The sequence below is a fragment of the Variovorax beijingensis genome (genome assembly GCF_007828835.1).
Classification (GTDB): domain Bacteria; phylum Pseudomonadota; class Gammaproteobacteria; order Burkholderiales; family Burkholderiaceae_C; genus Variovorax; species Variovorax beijingensis_A.
Genome location: NZ_VIVL01000006.1, coordinates 207,325 through 225,164, shown reverse-complemented (window position 1 = coordinate 225,164; position 17,840 = coordinate 207,325). Strand labels below are relative to the sequence as shown.

At 67.2% G+C, this 17,840-nt stretch carries 15 protein-coding genes; 5 read left to right on the top strand and 10 right to left on the bottom strand.

Going from position 1 to position 17,840, the window contains the following annotated elements:
• Nucleotides 1–70: 70 nt before the first annotated feature.
• From urtD to urtA, 4 genes are all read right to left on the bottom strand, one after another.
• Nucleotides 71–814, bottom strand: a complete 744-nt coding sequence (urtD, locus tag FB547_RS19075) for an urea ABC transporter ATP-binding protein UrtD (RefSeq protein WP_145744928.1) — start codon at nucleotides 812–814, stop codon at nucleotides 71–73.
• Between the two features lie 17 nt (nucleotides 815–831).
• The gene (gene urtC / locus FB547_RS19070; protein ID WP_145745214.1) at nucleotides 832–2,037 is read right to left on the bottom strand and encodes an urea ABC transporter permease subunit UrtC; all 1,206 of its coding nucleotides are present in this window, start codon (nucleotides 2,035–2,037) and stop codon (nucleotides 832–834) included.
• 34 nt (nucleotides 2,038–2,071) lie between these two features.
• Nucleotides 2,072–2,986, bottom strand: coding sequence for an urea ABC transporter permease subunit UrtB (gene urtB / locus FB547_RS19065; RefSeq protein WP_145744926.1), 915 nt, complete (start codon nucleotides 2,984–2,986; stop codon nucleotides 2,072–2,074).
• A gap of 148 nt (nucleotides 2,987–3,134) precedes the next feature.
• Nucleotides 3,135–4,400: an urea ABC transporter substrate-binding protein gene (urtA, locus tag FB547_RS19060; protein WP_145744925.1), complete on the bottom strand. Its 1,266-nt coding sequence runs from the start codon at nucleotides 4,398–4,400 to the stop codon at nucleotides 3,135–3,137.
• A gap of 250 nt (nucleotides 4,401–4,650) precedes the next feature.
• Between urtA and FB547_RS19055 the strand changes: the two genes are divergently transcribed.
• Nucleotides 4,651–8,040, top strand: a complete 3,390-nt coding sequence (locus FB547_RS19055) for an ATP-binding protein (protein WP_145744923.1) — start codon at nucleotides 4,651–4,653, stop codon at nucleotides 8,038–8,040.
• On the top strand, nucleotides 8,018–8,923 hold the full coding sequence (locus FB547_RS19050; RefSeq protein WP_145744921.1) for a response regulator transcription factor: 906 nt from the start codon (nucleotides 8,018–8,020) through the stop codon (nucleotides 8,921–8,923). The genes FB547_RS19055 and FB547_RS19050 overlap by 23 nt, the downstream gene beginning before the upstream one ends.
• A gap of 38 nt (nucleotides 8,924–8,961) precedes the next feature.
• Here the strand turns inward: FB547_RS19050 and FB547_RS19045 are convergent, their stop codons facing one another.
• Nucleotides 8,962–9,402 (bottom strand): hypothetical protein, encoded by a 441-nt coding sequence (locus FB547_RS19045; RefSeq protein ID WP_145744919.1) that lies wholly within the window; start codon nucleotides 9,400–9,402, stop codon nucleotides 8,962–8,964.
• Between the two features lie 162 nt (nucleotides 9,403–9,564).
• Complete coding sequence (locus FB547_RS19040; protein ID WP_145744917.1) at nucleotides 9,565–10,716, bottom strand: sensor histidine kinase; 1,152 nt, start codon at nucleotides 10,714–10,716, stop codon at nucleotides 9,565–9,567.
• A gap of 126 nt (nucleotides 10,717–10,842) precedes the next feature.
• Here FB547_RS19040 and FB547_RS19035 point away from each other — a divergent pair, with 126 nt between their 5' ends.
• Nucleotides 10,843–11,127, top strand: a complete 285-nt coding sequence (locus FB547_RS19035; RefSeq protein ID WP_145744915.1) for a DUF1488 family protein — start codon at nucleotides 10,843–10,845, stop codon at nucleotides 11,125–11,127.
• On the opposite strand, the gene FB547_RS19030 is transcribed toward FB547_RS19035, so the two are convergent.
• Nucleotides 11,113–12,024, bottom strand: coding sequence for a DMT family transporter (locus FB547_RS19030; RefSeq protein ID WP_145744913.1), 912 nt, complete (start codon nucleotides 12,022–12,024; stop codon nucleotides 11,113–11,115). The genes FB547_RS19035 and FB547_RS19030 overlap by 15 nt on opposite strands.
• A 38-nt stretch (nucleotides 12,025–12,062) precedes the next feature.
• Nucleotides 12,063–12,836 (bottom strand): AraC family transcriptional regulator, encoded by a 774-nt coding sequence (locus tag FB547_RS19025; protein WP_145744911.1) that lies wholly within the window; start codon nucleotides 12,834–12,836, stop codon nucleotides 12,063–12,065.
• 135 nt (nucleotides 12,837–12,971) lie between these two features.
• Here FB547_RS19025 and FB547_RS19020 point away from each other — a divergent pair, with 135 nt between their 5' ends.
• Together FB547_RS19020 and FB547_RS19015 are read left to right on the top strand one after the other, a co-directional pair.
• On the top strand, nucleotides 12,972–13,790 hold the full coding sequence (locus FB547_RS19020; RefSeq protein ID WP_145744909.1) for a substrate-binding domain-containing protein: 819 nt from the start codon (nucleotides 12,972–12,974) through the stop codon (nucleotides 13,788–13,790).
• Nucleotides 13,791–13,860: 70 nt separating this feature from the next.
• Complete coding sequence (locus FB547_RS19015; RefSeq protein ID WP_145744908.1) at nucleotides 13,861–14,616, top strand: transporter substrate-binding domain-containing protein; 756 nt, start codon at nucleotides 13,861–13,863, stop codon at nucleotides 14,614–14,616.
• A 20-nt stretch (nucleotides 14,617–14,636) separates the two neighbouring features.
• Here FB547_RS19015 and FB547_RS19010 read toward each other — a convergent pair whose 3' ends face one another.
• The gene (locus tag FB547_RS19010) at nucleotides 14,637–15,047 is read right to left on the bottom strand and encodes a hypothetical protein (RefSeq protein WP_145744906.1); all 411 of its coding nucleotides are present in this window, start codon (nucleotides 15,045–15,047) and stop codon (nucleotides 14,637–14,639) included.
• A 12-nt stretch (nucleotides 15,048–15,059) separates the two neighbouring features.
• Entirely contained in the window at nucleotides 15,060–17,285 is a 2,226-nt protein-coding gene (locus FB547_RS19005) for a M1 family metallopeptidase (protein WP_145744904.1), read from the bottom strand.
• Between the last annotated feature and the right edge of the window lie 555 nt (nucleotides 17,286–17,840).

Genomic DNA, 17,840 nt, shown 5'->3' with positions numbered 1-17,840 from the left:
AAGGCCGGGGGACATTCGCTTCGCCGCGTACCCCGTCGGCGGGAGCGCGCCCTGAACGACTGCACTTCATCTAGTGCCCCAGATAAACGTCAATGACCTTCGGATCCGCCTGCACCTTCTCCATCGGCCCTTCGGCCAGGATCTTTCCCTGGTGCATCACCGTGACCTTGTGTGCGATCTGCTTCACGAACGCCATGTCGTGCTCGATGACGATCACCGCGCGGTTCTGGCAGATGCGCTTGAGCAGCTCGGCCGTGAGTTCGCGTTCGCGCGCGCTCATGCCGGCAATGGGCTCGTCGAGCATCAGCAACTCGGGCTCCTGCATCAGCAGCATGCCGATCTCCAGCCACTGCTTCTGCCCGTGGCTCAGCAGGCCCGCCTCGGTGCGCAGCCGGTCGGCCAGGCCGATGTCCTCGGCCACCGCCTGCACCTTGGCCTTGACCTCGTCGTCGCATTTGAACGCCAGCGCGCCGAGCACCGAGCGGCCTTTCGGAAAAGACACCTCGAGGTTCTGGAACACGCTGAGGTTCTCGTAGATCGACGGCGTCTGGAACTTGCGGCCGATGCCCAGCCGCACGCGCTTGTGCTCGGCCATCTTCGTGAGCTCGGTGTTCTTGAACTTGATGCTGCCGCCGCTGGCGCGCGTCTTGCCGCAGATCAGGTCGAGCAGCGTGGTCTTGCCCGCGCCGTTGGGGCCGATGATCACGCGCAGCTCGTTCCTGTCGATGTAGAGCGTGAGGTCGTCGATAGCCTTGAAGCCGTCGAACGAAACGCTGAGGTCTTCCACGGCAAGCGCGAAGTCGGTGTTGCTCATGAGGTGTGGCTCCGGGTTCAGGCGCTCTGGCTGCCAACGCCTTCAGGCAACTGCGGTGCGGGCGAAGACGGCGAGGAAAGAGAGACAGGTGTGGGCGGCATCGGCGTGGATACGGGCGGCTGCACCGCGGCCTCGCGCAGCGCCTTGCGGCGCTCCTTCCACCAGGGCCTGATCTTTTCGTCCCACAGGCCTGCGAGCCCCATCGGGAAGGCCATGGTCACGCCGATGAAGAGGCCGGCCATCAGGAACAGCCACAGGTCCGGAAAGCTCTCCGAGAACAGCGTCTTGCCCGCGTTCACCAGCAACGCGCCGTAGACCGCGCCCACGAGGCTCATGCGGCCGCCCACGGCGCAGAAGATCACCATCTCGATCGACGGCACGATGCCCACGAAGCTCGGCGACATGAAGCCCACCTGCAGCGCGAACATCGCGCCGCCGATGCCCGAGAGCCCGGCCGCCAGGCAGAAGATGAAGACCTTGAAGTTCGACACGTCGTAGCCCGAGAAGCGCACGCGGTCTTCCTTGTCGCGCATGGCGAGCAGCAGCGTGCCGAGCTTGCTGGTCTGGATCCAGCGGCACAGCACGATGCTGGCGATCAGCAGGCCGACGCAGACGTAGTAGAGAACGTACTTGGCACCGTCGGTGCGCGTGTCCCAGCCCAGCATCGTTTTCAGGTCGGTCATGCCGTTGACGCCACCCGTGTAGCCCTGCTGGCCGATGATGAGCACGGTGCAGATCAGCGCCACCGCCTGCGTGATGATCGCAAAGTACACGCCGCCCACGCGGCGCTTGAACATCGCAAAGCTCACCAGCCAGGCCAGCGCCATCGGCGCCAGCACCACCAGCGCCAGGCTCAGCGGCAGGCTCTTGAACGGCAGCCACAGCGCGGGCAGCTCGGTGATCTGGTTCCAGTCCATGAAGTCCGGAATGCCGGGCGTCGACTGGATCTTGGTCGTAACGGGGTCGGAGGCTTCGAGCTTGAGGAACATCGCCATCGCGTAGCCGCCGATGCCGAAGAACACGCCCTGCCCCAGGCTCAGCACGCCGCCGTAGCCCCACACCATCACGAGGCCGACGGCCACGAAGGCATAGGTAAGGTACTTGCCCACCAGGTTGAGGCGAAAGATGTCGAGCGACAGCGGCAGCACGACCGCCAGCAGCAGCACCAGCAGCAAGAGGCTGCCGAGCTGGTAGCGCAGGATCGAGGCCTTGATGAAATTCATCATCGGAACGTTCTCCAGGAAGGGTTCGGGTTCATCAGCGGCGGACCTTGACGGCGAAGAGCCCTTGCGGCCGCATCATCAGGATCAGCACGATCAGCGACAGCGTCAGCACCTTGGCCATCGAGCCGGTCATGAAGAACTCCGAGACCGATTGCGTCTGCGCAATGCCGAAGGCCGAGACCACGGTGCCCAGCAGGCTGGCCGCGCCGCCGAAAGTGACGACCAGGAAAGCGTCGACGATGTAGAGCGAGCCCGAGGTCGGCCCGGTCGAGCCGATGGTGGTGAAGGCCGCGCCCGCCACGCCGGCGATGCCGCAGCCGATCGCGAAGGTCAGGCGGTCGGTCTTCATGGTGTCGATGCCGGTAGCGTTGGCCATGGTGCGGTTGGCCACGGTGGCACGCACGCGCAGGCCCCAACGGCTCTTGTGCAGTGCGATCAGCACGCCGCCGGTCACAAGCGCGGTGAGCGCCAGCACGAACAGGCCGTTGATCGGAATGTCGAGGCCCTCGTGCGGCGTCCACGAGCCCATGAGCCACTCGGGCAGCGTGGGGCTCACTTCCTTCGGGCCGATGAAGGTGCGAAAGATCTGCTGCAGCCCCAGGCTCACGCCCCAGGTGGCGAGCAGCGTGTCGAGCGGGCGCTTGTAGAGGTGGCGGATCAGCACCCACTCCACGATCCAGCCGACGATGAAGGCGAACACGAAGGCCAGGCCGATCGCGATCGGAAAGTAGTACGGCATGAACGCCGGCGCCAGGCTTTCGGTGACGCGCGCGGCCAGGTAGATGGAATAGGCGCCGATGGTCATGAACTCGCCATGCGCCATGTTGATCACGCCCATCTGGCCGAAGATGATCGCCAGGCCCAGGCCCATCAGCAACAGCACCGCGAAAAGGCTCAGCCCCGCGAAGCCCTGCATGAGGCCGATGTTCATCATGTCCGACAGAGTCATGGCGACAGGTTCCAGGTGTTTGGGTATTGGCTCCTTCCCCCTCCGGGGGAAGGTTGGGATGGGGGCAGGCAGGGCGTGCCCATTGGCAACGCCGCTTGCCCCCACCCCTGCCCTCCCCCGGAAGGGGAGGGAGAAAGTCATCAGGGATTTATTGGTACCCCTTCGGAAACGGATCCGGCTTGATCAGCTCGCTCGACTCCGCCACCACCTTGAACGTCCCGTCCAGTTGCCCCTGCCCGATGCGCGCCTTGCTCCACAGGTGATGGTTCGCGTCCAGCTTCACGTAGCCTTCGGGCGCCGTCTTCAGCTCGATGCCCGGCGAGCCGGCCACCACCTTGTCCACGTCGAAGCTGCCGGCCTTCTCCACCGCCGCCTTCCAGAGCCACGGGCCCAGGTAGCCCGCCTGCGTCACGTCGCCGATCACCGCGTCCTTGCCGTACTTGGCCTTGAAGGCCTCCACGAACTTCTTGTTGTTCGGGTTGTCCAGCGTCTGGAAGTACTTCATCGACGAGTAGAAGCCCGCGAAGTTCTCGCCGCCCACGCCGGTCATCTCGTCTTCCGTCACGGCCAGCGTCAGCAGGAACTGCTTGTCGCCCGTGATGCCCGCGGCCTTCAGCTGCTTGTAGAAGGCCACGTTGGAGCCGCCCACCACCGCCGCGAAGATGCAGTCGGGCTTGGCCACCTTGATCTTGTTGATCAGCGAGTTGAAGTTGGTGTGGCCCAGCGGGTAGTACTCCTCGCCCTTGACCGAACCCTTCTGGAAGTTCTCGATGTGCTTGCGCGCGATCTTCATCGAGGTGCGCGGCCAGATGTAGTCGGAGCCCACGAGGAAGAAGGTCTTGGCCTTCTTCTCCTTGGCGCCCCAGTCCAGGCCCCAGATGATCTGCTGCGTGGCTTCCTGGCCGGTGTAGATCACGTTCTTGCTCTGCTCCAGGCCTTCGTAGAAGGTCGGGTAGTACAGGAGGCCGTTCTCCTTCTCGAACACCGGCAGCACGGCCTTGCGCGAGGCGCTGGTCCAGCAGCCGAAGACGGCGGCGCAGTGGTCGTTGACCAATAGCTTCTTCGACTTCTCGGCAAAGGTCGGCCAGTCGGAGGCGCCGTCTTCCTTGATGACCTTGATCTTGCGGCCGAGGATGCCGCCCATCGCGTTGATCTGGTCGATGGCGAGTTGCTCGGCCTGGATGGAGCCGGTCTCCGAAATGGCCATGGTGCCGGAGGACGAATGCAGCTGGCCCACGGTCACCTCGGTGTCGGTCACCGCAAGCTTGGTGGTATTGACCTTGGCGGTGGGGAACTGCGACTGGCCGAAGCTCAGGCCGCTCAGGCCCATCACGGGCAGCGCGGCGGCGCCTTGCAGCAATCGGCGGCGGCGCAATGCCAGGGCATCGAGGGAGGGATCGGAATCACGCGACATCAGGAAACTCCAGGCAGGTTGTTGGAAAGAAGAGCCGCGCACCATCGCAGTGCATCGGAAGGTGCCCCGAGCACCATGGCTGGTACTTTAGAAATCACCTGCGCCACCGCGAATACGTCATTCAACGTAGCGGCCAGGACGCCTCCAGCGGCCAGACTCGCAGGCCGTGCACAGGCCGGGCAGTTGCAGGGAGCGCTTCTTGCTGTGTCTGCCTGCCATGCCAACGCCGCCCTCGCCGCCAGAGCCCACCATGCCATCCGTCACCGGCCAGAAGATCTTTCGCATCCGCCGCGACTACAACGCGTGGGTTGCGAACGAAACGCTGGAGGACTACGCGCTGCGCTACACGCCGCGCAGCTTCCGCAAGTGGTCGGAGTTCCGCGTCGCCAACGCGGCCTTCGGCGCCACCTCGTTCCTGGCGCTGGAGGCCATCGGCGGCGCCATCGCGCTGAGCTACGGCTTCTCGAACGCGCTGTGGGCCATCCTGGTGGTGGGGCTCATCACCTTCCTCACCGGCCTGCCGATCTCCTACTACGCGGCCCGGCATGGCGTGGACATGGACCTGCTCACGCGCGGCGCGGGCTTCGGCTACCTGGGCTCCACCCTCACCTCGCTGATCTACGCGAGCTTCACCTTCATCTTCTTCGCGCTGGAGGCGGCCATCCTCGCGCTGGCGCTGCAGCTGTACCTCGACTGGCCGCTGCCGCTGCTCTACCTGCTGTCGTCGATCGTGATCGTGCCGCTGGTGATGCGCGGCATCACGCTGATCTCGGGCCTGCAGCTGTGGACGCAGCCGATCTGGATCGTGCTGTTCGTGTGCCCCTTCATCGCGGTGCTGGTGAAGAAGCCCGGGCTGTATGCCGACTTCACCGGCCTGGTGGGCCGCAGCTCCGACAGCAGCAGCTTCGACCCGCTGATGTTCGGCGCCGCCGCCACGGTGGCCTTCTCGCTGGTGGTGCAGATCGGCGAGCAGGTCGACTACCTGCGCTTCCTGCCCGAGAAGACCGCCGCCAACCGGGGCCGCTGGTGGGCCGCGGTGCTGGTGGCGGGCCCGGGCTGGATCGTGCCGGGCATGCTCAAGATGATGGGCGGCGCCTTCCTGGCCTTTCTGGCGCTGCAGCACGAGATTCCCGCCAGGCACGCCGTCGAGCCCACGCTGATGTACCTCACGGGCTTTTCGTACGTGCTGCGCGATCCGGCCTGGGTGCTGGCGATCACCACGCTGTTCGTGGTGGTCTCGCAGATGAAGATCAACCTCACCAACGCCTATGCGGGCTCGCTGGCGTGGTCGAACTTCTTCGCGCGGCTCACGCACAGCCACCCGGGGCGCGTGGTGTGGCTGGTGTTCAACGTGGTCATCGCGATCCTGCTGATGACGCTGGGCGTGTTCGCGGCGCTGGAGCACGTGCTGGGCTTCTACAGCAACATCGCCATTGCCTGGGTCGGCGCGCTGGTGGCTGACCTGGTCATCAACAAGCCGCTGGGCTGGAGCCCGCGCACCATCGAGTTCAAGCGCGCGCACCTGTACGACATCAATCCGGTCGGCCTGGGTGCGATGCTGGTGGCGGCCGCGCTCGCCATGCTGGCGTATTCCGGCGTGCTGGGCCAGTGGGCCCGCGCGTTCTCGCCTTTCATCGCGCTGATCACGGCGCTTCTGGTCTCGCCGCTGCTGGCCTGGCGCACGCGCGGGCGCTACTACCTGGCGCGCAGCGACATCCGGCGCTGGACGCCCGGGCAGATCGTGAAGTGCTCGGTGTGCGACAACAGCTTCGAGTCGGAAGACATGGCGCACTGCCCGGCCTACAGCGCGCCGATCTGCTCGCTGTGCTGCACGCTCGAATCGCGCTGCCACGACCGCTGCAAGACCGATTCCCGCGCGGCCGAGCAGATGAGCGGCTGGCTCCAGGCGCTGCTGCCGCCCGCGCTGTCGGGCCGGCTCAACTTTCGCGTGGCGCACTACCTGATGGTGGCCACTTCGCTGGTGGCGCTGCTGGCCACGGTGATGGGCGTGGTGTATGCGCAGGAGGCCATCGTGGGCGCCGATGCGGTGGACCCGGCCCTGCGCAGCGCCTTCCTCAAGGTGTTCGCGCTGCTGTCGCTGGTGGCGGCGGTGGCCGCCTGGTGGATCGTGCTGGGCAGCGAGAGCCGGCAGATGGCGCAGGAGGAATCGAACCGCCACAACCACCTGCTCACTGTCGAGATCGAGGCGCACCAGCGCACCGACGCCGCCCTGCAGACCGCGAAGGAAGCCGCCGAAGCCGCCAACCAGGCCAAGACCCGCTACGTGGCCGGCATGACGCACGAGCTGCGCACGCCGCTCAACAGCATCCTGGGCTACTCGCAGATCCTGCTCAAGGGCGAGGCCGTGGCGCCGCCGCGGGAAGCCGTGCAGACCATCCAGCGCAGCGGCGAGCACATGCTCGGGCTGATCGACGGCCTGCTCGACCTCGCGCGCATCGAGGCCGGACGCTTGCAGCTGGAGCCCGCTGCGCTCGCGCTGCCGGCGTTTCTGGACGAGGTGGTGCACATGGTGCGGCCGCAGGCGGAGAACAAGGGCCTTGCGTTCGTGTACACCCACAGCGGGCGGCTGCCGCCCTGGGTGCATGCTGATGCCAAGCGGCTGCGCCAGATCCTCATCAACCTGCTGGCCAACGCGGTGCGCTTCACCGACAGCGGCACGGTCACGCTGCACGTGGATGCGCGGCGCGAAGTGCTGCGCTTCGACGTGGTCGACACCGGCATCGGCGTGGCGCCGCAGGACCACCAGCGCATTTTTCTCCCGTTCGAGCGCGGCGCCGCCGGGCGCCGGCGCGGCGAGCCCGGCACGGGCCTCGGCCTCACCATCACAGGCCTGCTCACATCGCTGATGGGCGGCGAACTCGCGCTGGCCGCTACCTCGCCCACGGGCAGCACCTTCAGCGTGCGGGTGTACCTGCGCGAAGTGGCCGACCCCGGCCCCCAGGCAGAGACACGGCGGCCGGTGTCGGGCTACATCGGCGCGCGGCGCACGCTGCTGGTGGTCGACGACCAGCCGGTGCAGCGCCAGATGCTGGCCGGCATGCTCGCACCGCTGGGCTTCGAGGTGCGCGAGGCCGCGAGCGGCACCGAATGCCTGGACAGCCTGCGCGAGAACCTGCCTTCCGCCATCCTGCTGGACCTCACCATGGACGACATGGATGGCTGGCAGACCGCGGCACTGGTGCGCGCCTCGGGCTTCGATCGCCTGCCGATCATCATCGTCTCGGCCAACATGTTCGAGAACCAGGGCGACCTGCTGCGCGCCGCGGGCTGCCAGGCCTTCGTTGGCAAGCCGGTCATCGAGTCGGAGCTGATCGCCACGCTGGAGCGCCACCTCGGGCTCGAATGGCTGGCGTCGAGCGACGCCGCAATGCCGCCCGCCGTCGACATCGCGCCACGGCCGGTGCAGCTCGCGCTCTCGGAAGACGACCGCGCCGAGCTGATGCGGCTGGTGCAGATGGGACATGTGCGCGGCCTGCACCAGGTGCTCGACCGGCTCGCCGCCGCATCCCCGCCGGCCGCGGCCACCTGCACCTGGCTGCGCGGCATGGTCAACCGTTTCGAACTCGACAAGCTCCGCAAGGCACTCGCAGAACAAGATGCAGACACTCTCGCCCCCTGAAACCGAACGCCCCGTGGTGCTGGTGGTGGACGACGCCCCCAGCAGCCTCGGCATGCTGTGCGACACCCTCGAATCCAGCGGCTACACCGTGCTCGTCGCGGCCGATGGCGAGGCTGCGCTGCAGCGCCTCGAACTGGTGGTGCCCGACGCGATCCTGCTCGACGGCCTGATGCCCGGCCTGTCGGGCTTCGAGACCTGCCGGCGCATCAAGGCCAATGCGGCGCTTGCGCACATTCCGGTGCTGTTCATGACCGGCCTCTCGGAGACGGCGCACGTGGTCGAGGGCTTCGAATGCGGCGGTGTCGACTACGTGGTGAAGCCGATCCGCGCGCAGGAGGTGCTGGCACGGCTGCACACCCACACGCGCAACGCACGCATCACGCGCATGGCGCGCGACGCGGTCGACGTGGCCGGCATGGGCGTGGTCTTCGTCGACGCGCGCGGGCGCATCGCATGGCGCTCGCCGCAGGCTGCGCTGTGGCTCCACGCACTCGATGCACCGCCGGCCGCCGGGCTGCTGCCCGCCTCGCTCGAATCCGCGCTGGCGCCTGGTGCAGCCATTGCGCTGGTCACCACGGCGGGCGCACGCATCTCGGTGCGCAACCTCGGCGCCGCGGCGCTCGGCGAGACCATGCTGCTGTTCGCGACGCAGCGCGAGGGGACCGCGGGCACGCCCTCGGCCCGGCTGGCCGAAGCGGCGCTCACACCGCGCGAGACCGAAGTGCTCTCATGGCTCGCCAAGGGCAAGACCAACCGCGACATCGGCGAGATCCTCGGCACCAGCCCGCGCACGGTCAACAAGCATCTCGAGCACATCTTCGAGAAGCTGGGCGTCGAGACGCGCGCTGCCGCCGCGGCACTGGCCAGCGGGCAACTGGCCTGATCCAGCCATCGGGCGGGCAGACAGGCTGGCCCCGTTCCTTACCTCTTCGGTGCCGGCGTTGCAGGCACCGCAGGCGTCGTCGTCGTGCTGTCGGCCTTGGAACCGGGCACTGCCGGCGTCGCGGGCGTGGCTGACATCGTGGACGACGAAGACGAAGACTGCTGCGACGGGGTGGCCGGCGTCGCAGGCGTGGCTGGCGTTGCAGGCGATGTACTCGTGGCTGGCGTCGCGGGCGTGGCGGGTGTCGCCGGGGTGGCTGCATTGGCCGAGGCATTGGACCCGCTGGCCGCGCCGGCGCCATTGCCTCCCGCACCGGCACCCACGCCTGCGCCGGCACTGCCGCCGCCACCTCCCCCGCCCCCGCCAGCGCCCCCACCGCCGCCTCCCGAGCCGCCGCCCGCAGCCAATGCAAGCGGGGCCACGCAGGCGCCCATGAGAACTGCAACCAGGGTCGGTGCAATACGTCGTGTCAGCTTCATCGAAGTCTCCTTGTTGATGTTTCGACAAGGCCAAGCTAGACGCAGCCGGAAACCCGGCTTGTAGTCCAAAGTCTTCATGGCAGGCCGGTCCAGTCGCCGGTGCCATGCAATGGACAGCTGGGCGGGGCCTGTCTGCAAGCCCTCCGAATCAGATCGTCGGCCTCACGCGCCGTCCGGGGCCACCTGCTTGCCGCCGCGGGGCACATGGACGGTGAAGGCCGTTCCTTCCTCCGCGGAGGAGGCCACCGTGATGGTGCCGCCGTGTCCTGTCACGATCTCACGCGCAATGTAGAGGCCGAGGCCCAGGCTCGTGGCGGGACGCTCATGCGGTGCCGATTCGCGCGTTGCAACCTGCACCAGCGGATTGAAGATCACCTGCATCGAATCGGGAGCAATCGGCCTTCCCTGGTTCCTGACGATCAGGGTCACATGCGCGCCCTCGTCCCGGATCACCAGCGCGACGGGATGGGCGGGGTCTCCGTGCTGCACGGCGTTGCTCAGCAGGTTGGTGAGGACCTGGCGCATCCTGGGTGCGTCGAACATCAGGACCACGTCGGTCGGAATCTCGGCGACGAGCACCCGCTTGGGATAGGCCGCGCAGACCTCGTCGAAAGCCTCCTGGCACAGGGCGCTCAGGCTGCCTTGCTGGGGAACCACCTCGATGCCGCGGCCGAGCCGGGTGCGCGTGTACTCGAGCAGGTCGGTGACCATGTCGTTGATCGACGCGATGCTTCGCCTGGCGATCTGGAGCGTGCGCGCCCTGGGCTTGGCCTCGCCCCCCAGCTCGAGCAGATGGATGCAGGAGCTGAGCGCACTCAACGGGTTTCGCAGGTCGTGGCCCAGCACGGCCAGGAAGGTGTCCCTGGAGTTGGCCACATGGTCCGAGTAGGTGGCCATGGCTTCGGCCAGGCCCTGGTCGATGCCTTCGTTGAAGCGCACCACTTCTTCCAGGACCGCCGCATCGACCGTGCCGATGTGCCCCATCCACAAGCGAAGAACCGTGGCCCGCAGCGCGCGATATTCGGCGCCCAGCTGGGAGAGGTCGAACCCCACGCGCTGGCGCAGGCCGCCATGTTCGGCGGCAAAAGTCTCTTTCAGGAACGGCACCGCGAGCCCCTTGGACTTTGCCTCGCGCTCCTTTTCCGACTGAGCCGATTCCATTTCGCCGGCAATGGCCAGCAGGATTTCATGCGCATGGTCGCGCAGTTCGACAACGGACATGGTCTCCGCCGGCGGGATCATCGTTCGTGCGAAGGATTCCCACTCGACAAGAATGGGTTCGATGTTGTCCTTGATGAATTGGCTCAGGCGCATGCAGGGCGGAGTATGCACCCCGTGCAGGGCAGCAAGAGGCACGGCGAACAACGGCTGGACAGGCGCCGGGAAAAAGGGGTACTCGATGAAGCGTATCCTGGGGCCTCTCGAACCGGAACACATTCCATGCCTGAACAGCCTCCATCCGGGACCGATCCCCTCGATCCTCCCTTCTTCCACGAGGCCTCCGGCACGGTCCGCTTCTGGGTGCTCATCGATGGCCAGCACATGGGCGCGAGCATCAGCAGGGATGTCCTGCGCTACCGCTTCCGGCCCGGCGCGCAAGGCGACGACCCGATGGAAATCTACGCGCAGTACGCGGACCAGCTCGAAGCGGCCGTGCGCCGGCGGGCGGCGCAGGGCTCGATCGAGCCCGTGATGCTGCGCGAGTTCGATCTACCCCGCGGTTGAATCCACGCGCGCACCGCGCGTGCAGGTACCGCTGGCCAGCGTCACGCCGATCACGGCGCTGGCAATGGCGATCCGATCGATGCCCGTGGCGGGCTCGGCCAGCCACCACCATCCGCCCAATGCGGAGAAAACGGGTGCCAGCCCTCCGAATGCCGCCGCCTGCGACGCACCAAGACGCACGACCGCGGCGCCGAAGATCCACAGCCCCAGCAGGCCCGCAACCGCGCCCTGCATCAGTGCCTGCCACAGCACGTCGCGCAGCGGCGCATCGACGAGGCCCGTTCCGCCGCGCCACAGCAGCCATGGCACCAGCAGGATCGCTGACCACGCACTGACGACGGCCGCGCCCTGCCATGCGCCGAGGCCGGCGCGCCTGAACGACAGCGAGAAGCCGGCCCACAGCGCGGCCGCAAGAAGAAAGAGCAGATCGCCGCGCCAGGCGCCCGCATCGACGCCGCGGAAGCTGCCCGCTCCCAGGATGCCGATGCCCGCCGCAAGGAACAGCAACCCCGATGCGCACGCGCGGTCCGGGCGTTCGCGCCAGAACATCCAGGCCAGGCCCGCAGCAAAGAGCGGACATGCGCCCGCCATGAAGACACCCATGTGCGCCGACGGGGCGAACCTGCTGCCGCTCATCGCCACCAGTCCGAACGGCAGCCCCGCGCCAAGCACCATCCCGGTCAGCCAACGCAGCGGCACCCCGCGCGGCAGCAGCCCCACGCGCAGCCACACAGGCATGAGCACGATCGCCGGTATGCCGTAGCGCAGGATCGCCAAGTCGGCCGGCGCGATCGTGGTGGTGGTCGAGTGGCGCGTGGCCACCTGCCAGATGCCCGCGATCAGCGCCGAAGCTGCGCCGGCGGCCAGGCCGGCTGAAAGGCGCGCGTTGACCGTCATCTGCTGGCTCCGTTGAATGCGAAGCCCGCAGTGTCCGGTCAATGCAGGCGGCGCGCTTCCAGATTCGTGCGCATCTGGCTCGGCGCCATGCCGAACGCGCGGCGGAAGGCCACCGTGAAGTGCGCGTGGCTTGCAAAGCCCAGGTCCGCCGCAAGCGCGCTGATGCTTCGCTCGCCTTCACGCAGGCGATCGAGCGCAAGCGTCATGCGCAGCTGGTTGCGCAGGCCATGCAGGCTCGTTCCCGTGTGCATGCGGAAACGGCGCGCCAGGTGGAATGCCGAGCAGTGGACCGCCTTGGCGATCTCGTCGAGCGTGTCGCTGCGCTCCGGTGCCGCGGAGATGTGGTCGCGGGCGCGCTCGACCGCACGGTGGATCTTCGGCGGCGCCGGCCGATCGGCCGGCCGCACGCTCTGGACCAGGCCGGCAAGATGCTCCTGCACCTCGAGCGCATCGATGGCCTGCATCGCATGGGCCTGCAGGCATCGGCGCAGCAGCAGCTGGCCGCCCAGCGGCAGGTACACCCGGCCCGCCGGCGCCAGGTCTTCGGCCAGCGTGACCACCATGCTGCGCTGGCCCGCCATCGGGTGTTTCAACTGGTAGGGCCCGTCGGGCGACAGCCACAGCGCGGCCGCGGGATCGCAGACGAAGGCGTCCGCGCCCAGCCGGCATTCGAAGCGCTGGCTCAGCGGCAGCAGCAGGCGCGGCCCCTGCACGCGATAGGGTGGGCTCCAGCCGGGCTCGGCCGTCTCCAGCGTGACCAGCTGGCAGCTGGCGGAGCCGCTTTCGAAGAGCACGCTGCGAAGGTAGGTCATGGGTGTGAAAGGCAGCAGTACCGCCCGCCCGGATTCTGCCAGCCGGGTCGCCGCCCTGGTGTTTACCCCGAAAACGCTGAAGGCCGATTGACAGCCTCACTGCCTACGATCGAGGCAGATTCACCAGGAGACACCATGAAGCCCCAGACCTTCTCGTTCAACCGCCTGACCCGCCGCGCCAGCCTGCTGGCGGCGGCCTCCGTTCTTGCCGCGTGCGGCAGCTTCGGCAGCGCACCACCCGCGGCCGGCGACATCCACGTGATGACCTCGGGCGGCTTCACGGCCGCGTACAACGAACTGCGCCCCGGCTTCGAACGCAGCAGCGGCCGCACGGTCAAGACCGCGTATGGCGCTTCCATGGGCAATGCGGAGGATTCCATTCCGAGCCGGCTCTCGCGCAACGAGCCGGCCGACGTGGTGATCCTCGCGCGGCCCGCACTCGATTCGCTGGTGGCGCAAGGCAAGGTGGTGCCCGGCAGCCAGGTCGACCTGGTGCGCTCGTCGATCGGCTTCGCGGTGCGCAAGGGCGCGCCCAAGCCCGACATCTCGACGGTCGATGCGCTCAAGCGCACGCTGCTGGCAGCGCCTTCGATCGCCTATTCGGCCAGCGCGAGCGGCACCTACTACGAGACCGAACTGCTCAAGAAGCTCGGCATCGAGGAGCGGGTCTTGCCCAAGAGCAAGCGCATCCTCAGCGAGCGCGTGGGCACGGTGGTGGCGCGCGGCGACGCGGCGCTCGGGCTGCAGCAGGTGAGCGAGCTGCTGCCGATCGCGGGCATCGACTACATCGGGCCGCTGCCCGCGGAGGTGCAGCAGGTGACTGTGTTCTCGGCCGGCATTGCCACGGCCTCGAAGCAGCCCGATGCGGCACGCCAGCTGATCCGCTATCTCAACTCGCCCGAAGCGGCGCCGACCATCGCGAAGACCGGGCTGGAGCCGCTGGCGGCGCGCTGAGGCGGCGGCGATGCGGCGGTTCGGGGCTCAGTAAACTGGCGCCCATGATCTTTCCCGGACGATGCATGCCATGAACCAAGCCGTTGCCCCCGCCCTTGTCTCCGCCTTCGCGCCCGGTGGCACGCTGCGCGCATCGATCAACCTCGGCAACCCGATCCTCGCGAACAAGGATGCGGCCACCGGCGAACCGGTGGGCGTGTCCATCGATCTCGCGCGCGAGTTCGCGCGCCGGATCGGCGTGGGCATCGACCTCGTGGTGTTCGAGAAGGCGGCGGCATCGGTCGAGGCGGTGAAGAACGAGAAGGCCGACATCGGCTTCTTCGCCATCGACCCGGCGCGCAGCGAAGGGCTGCTGTTCACCGCGCCCTATGTGCTGATCGAGGGCAGCTACCTCGTGCGCGAATCGTCGGAGCTCACCGACAACGCGCAGGTCGATGCCAAGGGCCATCGCATCTCGGTCGGTGCGGGCAGTGCCTACGACCTGTTCCTCACGCGCGAGATCGGGCAGGCCGGGATCGTCCGGCTCCAGGGCGCGGCCGCCGCGTTGGCGGCACTGCGTTCAGGCGCGGTCGAGGTGGCCGCCGGCATTCGCCAGCTGCTCGAAGCCGAGGCGCGGCGCGAGCCGGGCGTGCGCGTGCTGCCCGGCCGCTTCATGGTGATCCAGCAGGCCATGGGCACGCCCGCGAGCCGCGGTGCGGAGGCCCAGGCGCTGCTGTCTTCCTTCGTCGAAGAGATGAAGGCGAGCGGCTTTGTTGCCGATGCGCTCAAGCGCCACCGCATCGAAGGCGCGATCGTCGCACCGGCTTCGATTGGCGCGGCGCTGTAGCGCCTGGCGCTAGCGGAGCATCACAGCTTGTAGGCTTCCACCGGCCCCTGCGAATAGAACAGGAAGTAGCCGGTCTCCGTCCTGAAGCTGTTCTTCTGCCAACCCGGCGGCACCTTGAAGATCGCGAGCTGGTCGCTCGACACACCGATGAACGCGGTGTTCCCGGTGTCGGTGGTGATCCGGTTCCAGCGCTCGCGCGTCACCGGCTGCATCTGCATCTTCGGCTCGCTCCACTCGGGGGTGCGCACCTTGTCGCGCATGATGTAGCGGCCGCCCTGCCGCTCGATCTTGACCAGCTCGCGCAGCGCGCCGTTCGTCTTCACGGCATAGACGCCGACCAGCTGCGCCTCGGGCTCGGCGCGCGGGCTGCAGCCGGCCAGCAACAGCAGCGACGACAGGCCGGCCGCAACACAGTTGAGGGTGTTTTTCATGGTCGTGCGGCCTCAGCGCTTCTGGTTCTCGCGCAGCTTCAGGCTGCCCTGGTAGCGCAGCGCGTGCGGATAGTCTTCCTTGCCGCCCGCGTCCTGCGCCATCATCTTCTGCTGGCTGGCCTCAGTCTTGGCCAGCAGCGTCGTCGGCAGGTTGAGAACGCCCTTGATCTGGTCGTACTGCCCCTGCGTGATGCGCCCCGCCGACAGCAGGCGGAACGCGTCCCGCTCGATGTTGAGCAGGAGCGGCTTGTTGTCCGCGAAGTTCTGCGCCTTGGCCAGCAGGTCGCTCCACGACTGCGTGCTGTAGTTGCTCACGTAGTAGTCCTGCCCCGTGGGCCCGGCCAGCACCGCGGTGCAGCCCGAAAGCTCCAGCTGCGTGGTGCTGGTGGCCATGACGAAGGTCTTGCGCTGCTCCATCGCGTCGCCGTAGGCCAGCGTCACGGGAATGGTCCAGGTCGAGGCCGGATAGGCGTTCTGATTCGGGAACGGCTCCTGGCTGATCGACACGTAGGTGCGGTCACCCGCGCACTGCGCATCCACCGTCAGCAGCGGCACGCCGGTCTGGCGGATGAAGCTGTCGCCGATGTCCGCCACCTTCTTGCCGCCGCTCGCCTTCTCGAGCGAGGTCCAAAGCCGCGACGGCGTGGCGTTGCCGAAGGCATAGTCCTTCAGGTAGATCTGCAGGCCTTTCTGCATCGCCTCCTCGCCGATGTAGTTCTGCACCGTCTCCAGCACGTGGCTGCCCTTGTTGTAGACGAAGATCGACGGGCTGATGAAACCGAACGATCCCGCATCGTTGAGGTTGCGCTGCACCGGAACCGCCGTGTCCTTCAGGTCGGCCACGATCACGGCGTGCTTGTCGAGAACATAGTCGGAGAAGCTGTAGTAGTCGGGATGGAATTTGATCGTGGTGCGGCGGTCGAACCAGCGCGCGAACGATTCGTTGAGCCACACGTTGTCCCACCAGTCGAGCGTGACGAGGTCGCCGAACCACTGGTGCGCGATCTCGTGCGTCACCACCGTCACCGAATACAGCGTGGGCGTTTCGCCCGGCCTGGTCAGCACGCGGTCGGCAAACTCGAAGATCGAGCCCCAGTTCTCCATGCCGCCGAAGCCGGTATTGGGCTTGTTGTCGTAGCTGTCGTTGGCCGCCACGGTGTCGAACTTCTTGAACGGCAGCGCAATGCCGGTGTAGTTGTAGTAGTAGTCCATCGCCACCTTGGTCCACTCCATCGCGAAGGTGGCCCAGCTGGAGCGCCCCGGCGGCGTGAACCAGCGCAGCGGCATCTCGCTGCCGTCGAGCGGGCTCTTGAAGGTGTCCGACAGAACGTCGAACTTGCCGCCGCCGAAGAAGGCGAGGTACATCGGCATCGAAGGCGTCTTCTCGAACGACACCTGCTGGTAGCCGTCGGGCAGCTTGACGGCCGACTTCTGCGCGGCGTTCGACACCGTCTGCCAGTCGCCCGGCACCTCGGCGGAGATCTCGAAGCTGTGGCGGAAGGCCGGCTCGTCCCAGCCCGGGAACCACTGCCGCGCATAGTTGGTTTCGCCCTGCGTCACGATCGCGTCGCTGCTCACGCCCTCGGGCGTGGAAAGGCCCACCTTGAAGACGCCGGTCGCGGCCGAGCAGAACGGATTGCGGGCCATCTCCTCGGGCGGGCAGTATTCCGCGTCGGAGAACTGGATCTTGCCGTCCCATTCCATGTGCAGCAGGTACTTGCCCTTGGCGATCTGCCCGTCGTTGCGCCGCAGCTGCACGAAGTCGCCCAGGGTCTGCGGCGTGGGCACCAGCGCGATCACTTCCGAAGGATTCGACAGCTTGCGCAAGGTGGTGCGGCCGTTCGCGAACTTGAGGTTGTGCGCGGCAACCACGATCGCATCGACCGGCTTGAGCACTTCGATCTCCACGTCGCCGCGCCCCGCGAAGGTCTTCAGCGCCGCATCGGGTCTGAACCACAGCTTGTAGTTGACGGGCCAGACGGTGTCGGGCAGCTCCATGGGTTTCACCGAGCGGTCGATCGCCGCCAGGCTCGACTCCTGCGATGAAGGCGCGCCGTCCTCGGGTGCCTTGGCGGGATCCTCCGCGCTGGCCGTGAGCGACGACAATGCGCCCATGCCGGCGCCGCCAAAGGATGCGCCGCCGCCGCCGCTGTCTCCGCCGCCGCATGCTGTCAAGGCGGCAAGCATCACGGCGGAGAGGGCCAGGTGATGAACGACGGGTGTATTCAGTTTTTTCATGATCGCCTCTGGGTACTCTGGGTAAGGAACATGCGCAGCACTGCGGACGCCAGCGGATAGCAGGCGCTGCACATGGCACGCGGGATGAGATGAAAAGCCAACCGTGGAAAACGGCGGGCGGCACGGCGCCCTCCCGTCGAACACCGGGTTCGTCAGGAACGCACGCTCAAGCCGGATCGCACCGCTCGGGGTTCGGCGGCCCCAGGATGCGCGGAGTGACCGGAGCCATTTCCGTCAAGGCACGGCGATGGAAGATGTGCGGGCGCGGATGGTGGCGCGTGGAAGCGGGCTCAGTGCCCGTGCATCGATGCGGCGCCCTGCCGCGCCGAAGAAAGAATGGCCGGTGCCGGAACGGCAGCGGCAGGCCTGCAAGCGGCTCTTGTCTTTGTTTTCACGCGCATTCCCTCGTCCGTTGAAGTGCGCACAGTTGTAGCTGATCGAATCTGGCAGCTCAACGACCCGCGGAACTTTTCTCTCTCAAAATGTTCGCGCGCCATAAGCCGAATGGCGTCATGGCCCGCGCCGCAGGCCTTGCGATACGAAGATGGTTCTGCG

Coding starts and splice junctions, on each gene's coding strand:
- urtD (WP_145744928.1), bottom strand. CDS start 814: ATGAGCAACACCGACTTCGCGCTTGCCGTGGAAGACCTCAGCGTTTCG.
- urtC (WP_145745214.1), bottom strand. CDS start 2,037: ATGAATTTCATCAAGGCCTCGATCCTGCGCTACCAGCTCGGCAGCCTC.
- urtB (WP_145744926.1), bottom strand. CDS start 2,986: ATGACTCTGTCGGACATGATGAACATCGGCCTCATGCAGGGCTTCGCG.
- urtA (WP_145744925.1), bottom strand. CDS start 4,400: ATGTCGCGTGATTCCGATCCCTCCCTCGATGCCCTGGCATTGCGCCGC.
- FB547_RS19055 (WP_145744923.1), top strand. CDS start 4,651: ATGCCATCCGTCACCGGCCAGAAGATCTTTCGCATCCGCCGCGACTAC.
- FB547_RS19050 (WP_145744921.1), top strand. CDS start 8,018: ATGCAGACACTCTCGCCCCCTGAAACCGAACGCCCCGTGGTGCTGGTG.
- FB547_RS19045 (WP_145744919.1), bottom strand. CDS start 9,402: ATGAAGCTGACACGACGTATTGCACCGACCCTGGTTGCAGTTCTCATG.
- FB547_RS19040 (WP_145744917.1), bottom strand. CDS start 10,716: ATGCGCCTGAGCCAATTCATCAAGGACAACATCGAACCCATTCTTGTC.
- FB547_RS19035 (WP_145744915.1), top strand. CDS start 10,843: ATGCCTGAACAGCCTCCATCCGGGACCGATCCCCTCGATCCTCCCTTC.
- FB547_RS19030 (WP_145744913.1), bottom strand. CDS start 12,024: ATGACGGTCAACGCGCGCCTTTCAGCCGGCCTGGCCGCCGGCGCAGCT.
- FB547_RS19025 (WP_145744911.1), bottom strand. CDS start 12,836: ATGACCTACCTTCGCAGCGTGCTCTTCGAAAGCGGCTCCGCCAGCTGC.
- FB547_RS19020 (WP_145744909.1), top strand. CDS start 12,972: ATGAAGCCCCAGACCTTCTCGTTCAACCGCCTGACCCGCCGCGCCAGC.
- FB547_RS19015 (WP_145744908.1), top strand. CDS start 13,861: ATGAACCAAGCCGTTGCCCCCGCCCTTGTCTCCGCCTTCGCGCCCGGT.
- FB547_RS19010 (WP_145744906.1), bottom strand. CDS start 15,047: ATGAAAAACACCCTCAACTGTGTTGCGGCCGGCCTGTCGTCGCTGCTG.
- FB547_RS19005 (WP_145744904.1), bottom strand. CDS start 17,285: ATGAAAAAACTGAATACACCCGTCGTTCATCACCTGGCCCTCTCCGCC.